Source organism: Peribacillus sp. P4_D6, assembly GCF_056401795.1.
Window position 1 is genome coordinate 1 of the sequence record NZ_JBFUIQ010000176.1, and the last position, 6,001, is coordinate 6,001.

Below are 6,001 nucleotides of genomic sequence, written 5' to 3' on the forward strand. Positions count from 1 at the left end.
TAATGATTCTTGCYCCGARCCGGGTATTCATTGATTACATATCTGAAGCTTTACCTGAATTGGGTGTCGAAAAGGTAAAACAATTCACGTTTTCCGAATATGTTCAGGCAGCGATAGGAAAGCAAGTGAAGCTTATAGCGGATGATAAATTAACGCGATTGYTGGAAAAAGATGATGAAGAAATTAATTCAGCCGTCTGGATATCAGGTCTGAAAGGATCCCCTGCCTTTAAATATATATTGGACGAATATATAAAGGATATTTTCAGTGGGTTTCATCCGGATGCTGATTTTTATTGTGATAAATATCGCCTCTATTCCGCTAAGAAGTTCATTAGATTATTGGAAGAGGATTATTGGTATTTACCGTTATACAGCAGGCTGGACAAACTGAAGGCCATTTTACAAAATGAAGTGAAATTAAAAAAGAAAACAATGCTTGAACGTGTTGTTGATCTTTATGATGCCAAAATCGAGAAGGCGCTCTATAAGAATATCGATCCAGTCATACGCAAGGAATTTGTTACAAAATGCCTCGATAAAAAAGAGGAAAGGATAGGACAGATCCAAAAGGCGATCCGTTCTTCTGTAAAAGCGTATTTTAAGCAATTCAAAAGTAAAGATCTCCTGGAGTACTATCAGGAATTATACCAAGATCCAGAGCGTCTCGCCTCATACAGCAACGGTAAGCTTACTGTTGAAGATGCCAGGGTTTTATGTGAGTACAATCATAAATTATTTTCTGCTAATAGTTATGAGATAGAGGACTTAGGAGCACTATTATATCTTCAGGAGCGGCTTTTCGGTGTCGATAAAGAAAACAAAGCAAAAAATGTTGTCATTGATGAGGCACAGGATTATAGCTTCATGCAGTTACAGGCCCTAAAGACGGCAGTGGATACCGATATGTTCACACTTGTAGGCGACCTTGCACAAGGCATCCATTCATACCGCGGACTTCAAACATGGGAAGAGGTTCACAGTCGTATTTTCCCTCGGGCGACGTATACTGAATTACAAAAAAGCTACAGAACAACTGTTGAAATTATGAAACAAGCTAATGAAATACTTCAGTTGTTAACATACGATTTCCCGGAAGTTGAACCCGTGGTCCGGCATGGCAAGGATCCAGAATTCATTTACATTGAAAAGGAAGGTTGGGAAGAAGAACTGATCGAGCTGATCGCAACCCTTAAAGGAGAAGGTTTTAAAACGTTTGCCGTTATTGCCAAAACGATGAAAGATTGCAAGCTGGCAAATGAGAAACTAAGTGAATTCCATCAAGGCTTTCATTTAATAGATGAAGCGGGAAACATCCCTAAAGATAAAACATTGATTGTTCCTTCCTATCAAGCCAAAGGTCTCGAATTCGATGTCGTATTTGCAATATCCCTCGAAGAAGCGTATTGCCACGAAAACGAACTTGATATCAAATTGCTTTACGTAACAATGACAAGGCCATTGCACAGACTATATTTTTTAGGTAAAGAGAAAAATGCTTTCCTTATTGAGACATGAAAGGGGGAGGGTGGAATGCCACCACCTCCTCGTGAAATGCTCATAGATGCAAAAGGATATCCTGAATATCTTCCCATCCGAAACCGACTTCGATAAGCTCGACGCCTGCCATTTTAACGGTTTTTTCAGCTATCACTTGACCTCCAAGTGCTTTGTAAAAACCGCATGATGGGTTATCCTTTAATGCCCAGATTATTAAATTCTTATGTTCCATTTTCATAAGCTCATGTATGACCGCTTTTATCATTTTTCGTCCAAGTCCCTGTTGTTGATATTCTTTTAAAAAATAAATGGCATATACTTCACCTTGAAAATGCGGATCATTCGTTTGTTCTGGTCCCCCGGCAGCGAAACCGATGATTTCCCCATTGGCGTTTTCCGCAACAAAGGTAGCATTATGCAGCATTTTTAAATTCCTTAGCCAGTTTTTCTTTTTGGCTTCCAGATTCATGGAAGACAAATATTGATCCGGAAGGATTCCTTTATAAGTTGTTTTCCAGCTGTTTATATGTACAATTGCTATTCCATCTACATCTTCTTCTATGGCTTTCCTTATCTTCATAAAAAACACCTTCAGATTTTCATATTTCCCCCTAGAATATCATGGAAAAAGTGAATAAGCATTTTATTTATGTTTATAACTGCTTTAGAAAGGATAAGAAATAAAAGAGTGATCAACCAGATGAAGGGAAGGATGAGAAAGATGAAATTGAAAGTTGGTTTTTATTTTCCGGGCGGCAAAGAACTAGAGCATGAGGTTGAAGGCGATGATTCAACTCAAATGATTTCAAATATTCAAAAGCACCGTTATTATAATTTAGTTAAAGGCGATTGCCATTATGTCGTAGATACGGAAAAAGCAGCATATTTTTCTGTAACCGAAATATTGGATTGAGAATGAACCGCATTGGACTTTTATTCCATTGCGGTTTATTCTTTTTGTTGTAAGGAAACCGGAAAAGGAGTATCGTCAATGAAAATCAATTTTACCAAGAAACAGTATGAAACATTATTCAAAATGGTTCAGTACGGATATTGGGTTGCTTCCGATACTGAAGATAATAAAGAATTCAGTGAAATGGAACAGTATATCAATTCCTTTGCGAAAGATTTCGGCATGGAAGGAGTACAGTTTATAAAGGATTACGAAATGTATGATCTGAGCAGGGAATTGGAGGATCAACTTCATACAGTCATAAATGAGTATGAAGATGGAGTGTTCAGGGATAAGCTTGCCTACCATTTGGCTAGGAAAGAGTTCGCCTTGGAGTCGGAAAACCATGAATACAATCAGGAGGAAGCGTTTAAACGTATCATGGAGCTCGAGGAAAAATATCATCTTCATATTGAAGAACACGGGTTAGGGAAATTGAAAATAGAAGAATAAAAAGAGAGAGGACGTAATCTGTCCTCTCTTTTCTGATTTTGAGAAGTAATGATTTACATGATCATCACGTATGCCATCCATTACGGATCGGTTTTATGCACGAGGATTTTGACCTAATTTTTCAACTGAGTATTGATAAAATGCAATTAAGTCATTTTGTGATGCAAAGCCTGCTTGTGCAGTACCTCCGTTCCCTCCGCCTTTTCCATTATAGGAGCCCAGTTCCGCTTTGAAATATTGTCCGCAATTAAAGGGACTGTCCCCGCTGTGCGAGAGGATGACCTTTTGCTCCTTACGTGATGCTAATAATACAGTAACCTTTTCTTTTTTTACAATCGTACCTGCAAGGTAAAGCAGTTCTTTCATTGAGCTATCTTCGAAAATATGAGAAATGAATCCCCCTCCATTTTCTGCAAGCAGGGAGTCAGCAAGAAAATTTACATTTTCAAGTTTTAAGTTTTCATTTGCCGATAGCAGCTGCTTATAGTCATTTTCGAGTTTCTCCACCCTATTCAGGATCTCTGTACGTCCGGTATTGAATTTAGTCGATAATGCAGAAAGAATTCCTAGACTTTCGGAATAATCATTCAATGCCCTGAAGCCACACTTAAAGTAGAGACGGGTAAGCTCTTTCTGCTTCTCCGCTTTGAAAATTTTTATTAACCCAATCTCACCGGTACGCTCTACATGAGTTCCACCGCAAGGGTTATATTCAATTCCTTCTATCTCAACAATACGGATATTTTCAGACACTTTAGGCATTTTGACGACAGGAAGTGTCTGTAGTTGCTCGTTTGTCACGTTATAGGTAAGTAATTCGCGATTCTCGATGATATATTGATTAACTAGCTTTTCAGCAGCAACCGTATGTACCTCAGTCCATTGAAATCCTGCCATTATATCGATCGTTAAATATTCCTTACCAAGGTGAAAGCTAACCGTATTAGAGTCAAACAGTTCCCTGCAGACAGCAGAGAGTAGATGCTGGCCGCTATGCTGTTGCATATGATCGAAGCGGCGGGGCCAATCAAGTTCACAGTGGACGATCTCTGAATCTGGCCGTCTCTCCATCTTATGAAGAATCTTTCCATCATTGTCTTTTATAACGTCAAGAACGGTGATTCCTTCTATTTTACCAGTATCTGCTGGCTGACCGCCGCCTTCGGGATAAAAAGCGGTTTCTTCAAGAGTGATATAGTAAAAGCCATTTTCTACAATGGTCTCCCGAATTTCGGTATCCCATTGGGAGGTCTTGGTGGACGTGTAATATAATTTTTTTGTCATGAATGATTTCTTTTTCCTTTCAGTTGATCATTAAATTATATCACCGAAATACTAGAGTTTAAAATCGCGGGTTTTAGAAGATTAGTCAGGGATAAAAGCAAAACTTTAATACAAATTCTAAATAAATTGTGCAAGATGGCAATAACTATTTATAGACTGCCCTTTTGATGTAAAATATTCCTGAAAGTATATACTTTAGACCTATTAAACATGTATTAAACAGATTTATGTAGTTAAAGGATAATCATAGGGACATTTGGGTTGGGAGGGTTAAGTGATATGAAGTGAATCTTGTAAATGTGGAAAAAATACAAAAACAGCTTATTTGGGAATATAAAAAATAAACTTTCTGATTGGCTGGAGCTGGATGTAGGGCAGACCATTCCGGCTCAAGAGATATTCCGATTTCTGCATTCAGTCAAAGGGTCGGCTGGAACGCTGCAATTATGCGGATTTATGGCCATCACCGAAAAGCTATTTGATGGACTTGATGAAGACAGTGAGCGGGTCTGGAATCGGACGGAACTTAGGAATTTCCTTTTTGAGCTCATTGAACATACATATGATGAATTAAGGACACCGCTTGCAAGCGTCCTTGGTTTTACCTAGAGTTACTCTAAAAGAAGTGGGGCTTAACAATGAAGGACAGTCCAGAATACTGAGCCATGAAATTATGGTCATTGAAGATGATATGAACTTAGCGGAACTGCTAAAATATGAATTGATGGACAGTGGTTTCCATGTCAGCTATTTCAAAAGTGGTAGAAAGGCTTTTCAAAAGCTGAAAACCTCACCTCCGGACGCCATTGTACTGGATATCCTTCTTGAAGAGGGGGAGATGGGCGGCTGGGCGATCCTGAGGGAATTAAAAGGATCCTCTGATTTGAATGAGATTTCCGTTTTTGTTTCGACTCCACTTGACGAAAGGGAGAAGGGGATTTCCTTGGGAGCTAAGGATTATTTAGTTAAACCTTATAAACCGAGCCAATTATCCAAAGTGATCATGTATACCTTGTTAAGTAACGGTAAACAAGGGCAGATACTAATCCCGCAGGCATTTCATGGAGAAAACAAGGGTTACAAAATAAAAAACCGTAATAGGTATACAGAACATCAAAAAAATGATAAATTCAAATATGTTGGAAAAATAAATAATTGGGTACAATTGTAGGTAAAGGTAAGTTACAGGAGGATTTTTATTCATGCAAAAAATTCAGGCCGGCATGGCTGTAGAGTTAGAAGTGGAACGTAAGGCTGATTTCGGATGGTTTTTAACGGATGGTTCAGAAGATGTCTTACTTCATCATAATGAAATGAATGAAGGAACGGAACTTGAGATTGGCGATGAAGTAACTGTGTTCATCTACCATGACAAACAAGCAAGGCTAACAGCGACAATGAAGATACCCGAAATTCAGATTGATCAGTATGGCTGGGCGGAAGTTGTCAATGTGAAAAGGAAACTTGGTGTTTTTGTTGACATCGGTCTTTCGAAAGATATTCTTGTATCCCTGGACGACCTTCCGAATATAGATCGATTATGGCCTGAGGTTGGTGATCGTCTATATGTATCCCTGAAGACAGATCGTCATGATCGCCTGTTTGGTAAACTTGCAACCGAAGATGTCATTCAGGAGATTGCAGTAACAGCTCCATTAAAAGGGATTCGTAACACCAGTATTAAGGGAAATGTCTATCGTTTGCTTATGGTTGGATCATTCTTTATTTCAGAAGAAGGGTACCGCTGTTTCATTCACGAAAGTGAACGCAAGGAGGAGCCCCGTCTTGGTGAATTAGTTGAAGGGCGTGTCAT

At 38.9% G+C, this 6,001-nt stretch carries 8 protein-coding genes; 6 read left to right on the forward strand and 2 right to left on the reverse strand.

The window, feature by feature from the left end:
• Nucleotides 1-1,517: HelD family protein (locus AC1DVB_RS24570; RefSeq protein ID WP_477591380.1), on the forward strand; the 1,517-nt coding region annotated here is incomplete at its 5' end.
• Between the two features lie 40 nt (nucleotides 1,518-1,557).
• Here the strand turns inward: AC1DVB_RS24570 and AC1DVB_RS24575 are convergent.
• On the reverse strand, nucleotides 1,558-2,079 hold the full coding sequence (locus AC1DVB_RS24575; RefSeq protein WP_063576011.1) for a GNAT family N-acetyltransferase: 522 nt from the start codon (nucleotides 2,077-2,079) through the stop codon (nucleotides 1,558-1,560).
• Between the two features lie 141 nt (nucleotides 2,080-2,220).
• On the opposite strand from AC1DVB_RS24575, the gene AC1DVB_RS24580 reads away from it, so the two are divergent.
• Together AC1DVB_RS24580 and AC1DVB_RS24585 are read left to right on the forward strand one after the other, a co-directional pair.
• The gene (locus AC1DVB_RS24580) at nucleotides 2,221-2,412 is read left to right on the forward strand and encodes a hypothetical protein (protein ID WP_034307314.1); all 192 of its coding nucleotides are present in this window, start codon (nucleotides 2,221-2,223) and stop codon (nucleotides 2,410-2,412) included.
• Nucleotides 2,413-2,490: 78 nt separating this feature from the next.
• On the forward strand, nucleotides 2,491-2,904 hold the full coding sequence (locus AC1DVB_RS24585) for a hypothetical protein (RefSeq protein WP_052137265.1): 414 nt from the start codon (nucleotides 2,491-2,493) through the stop codon (nucleotides 2,902-2,904).
• 93 nt (nucleotides 2,905-2,997) lie between these two features.
• Here AC1DVB_RS24585 and AC1DVB_RS24590 read toward each other — a convergent pair whose 3' ends face one another.
• Nucleotides 2,998-4,188, reverse strand: coding sequence for an alanyl-tRNA editing protein (locus AC1DVB_RS24590; RefSeq protein WP_057277419.1), 1,191 nt, complete (start codon nucleotides 4,186-4,188; stop codon nucleotides 2,998-3,000).
• A 297-nt stretch (nucleotides 4,189-4,485) separates the two neighbouring features.
• Between AC1DVB_RS24590 and AC1DVB_RS24595 the strand changes: the two genes are divergently transcribed.
• The 3 genes from AC1DVB_RS24595 to AC1DVB_RS24605 form a co-directional block, all read left to right on the forward strand.
• Nucleotides 4,486-4,797, forward strand: a complete 312-nt coding sequence (locus tag AC1DVB_RS24595; RefSeq protein WP_477591383.1) for a hypothetical protein — start codon at nucleotides 4,486-4,488, stop codon at nucleotides 4,795-4,797.
• Nucleotides 4,772-5,359 (forward strand): response regulator transcription factor, encoded by a 588-nt coding sequence (locus AC1DVB_RS24600; RefSeq protein ID WP_477591385.1) that lies wholly within the window; start codon nucleotides 4,772-4,774, stop codon nucleotides 5,357-5,359. Before AC1DVB_RS24595 ends, AC1DVB_RS24600 begins: the two co-directional genes overlap by 26 nt.
• Nucleotides 5,360-5,390: 31 nt before the next feature.
• A partial coding sequence (locus AC1DVB_RS24605; RefSeq protein ID WP_477591387.1) for a S1-like domain-containing RNA-binding protein occupies nucleotides 5,391-6,001 on the forward strand: 611 nt, incomplete at its 3' end.

Bases quoted from the DNA above. Each gene is read 5' to 3' on its own strand.
- AC1DVB_RS24575 (WP_063576011.1), bottom strand. From the start codon at position 2,079: ATGAAGATAAGGAAAGCCATAGAAGAAGATGTAGATGGAATAGCAATT.
- AC1DVB_RS24580 (WP_034307314.1), top strand. From the start codon at position 2,221: ATGAAATTGAAAGTTGGTTTTTATTTTCCGGGCGGCAAAGAACTAGAG.
- AC1DVB_RS24585 (WP_052137265.1), top strand. From the start codon at position 2,491: ATGAAAATCAATTTTACCAAGAAACAGTATGAAACATTATTCAAAATG.
- AC1DVB_RS24590 (WP_057277419.1), bottom strand. From the start codon at position 4,188: ATGACAAAAAAATTATATTACACGTCCACCAAGACCTCCCAATGGGAT.
- AC1DVB_RS24595 (WP_477591383.1), top strand. From the start codon at position 4,486: ATGTGGAAAAAATACAAAAACAGCTTATTTGGGAATATAAAAAATAAA.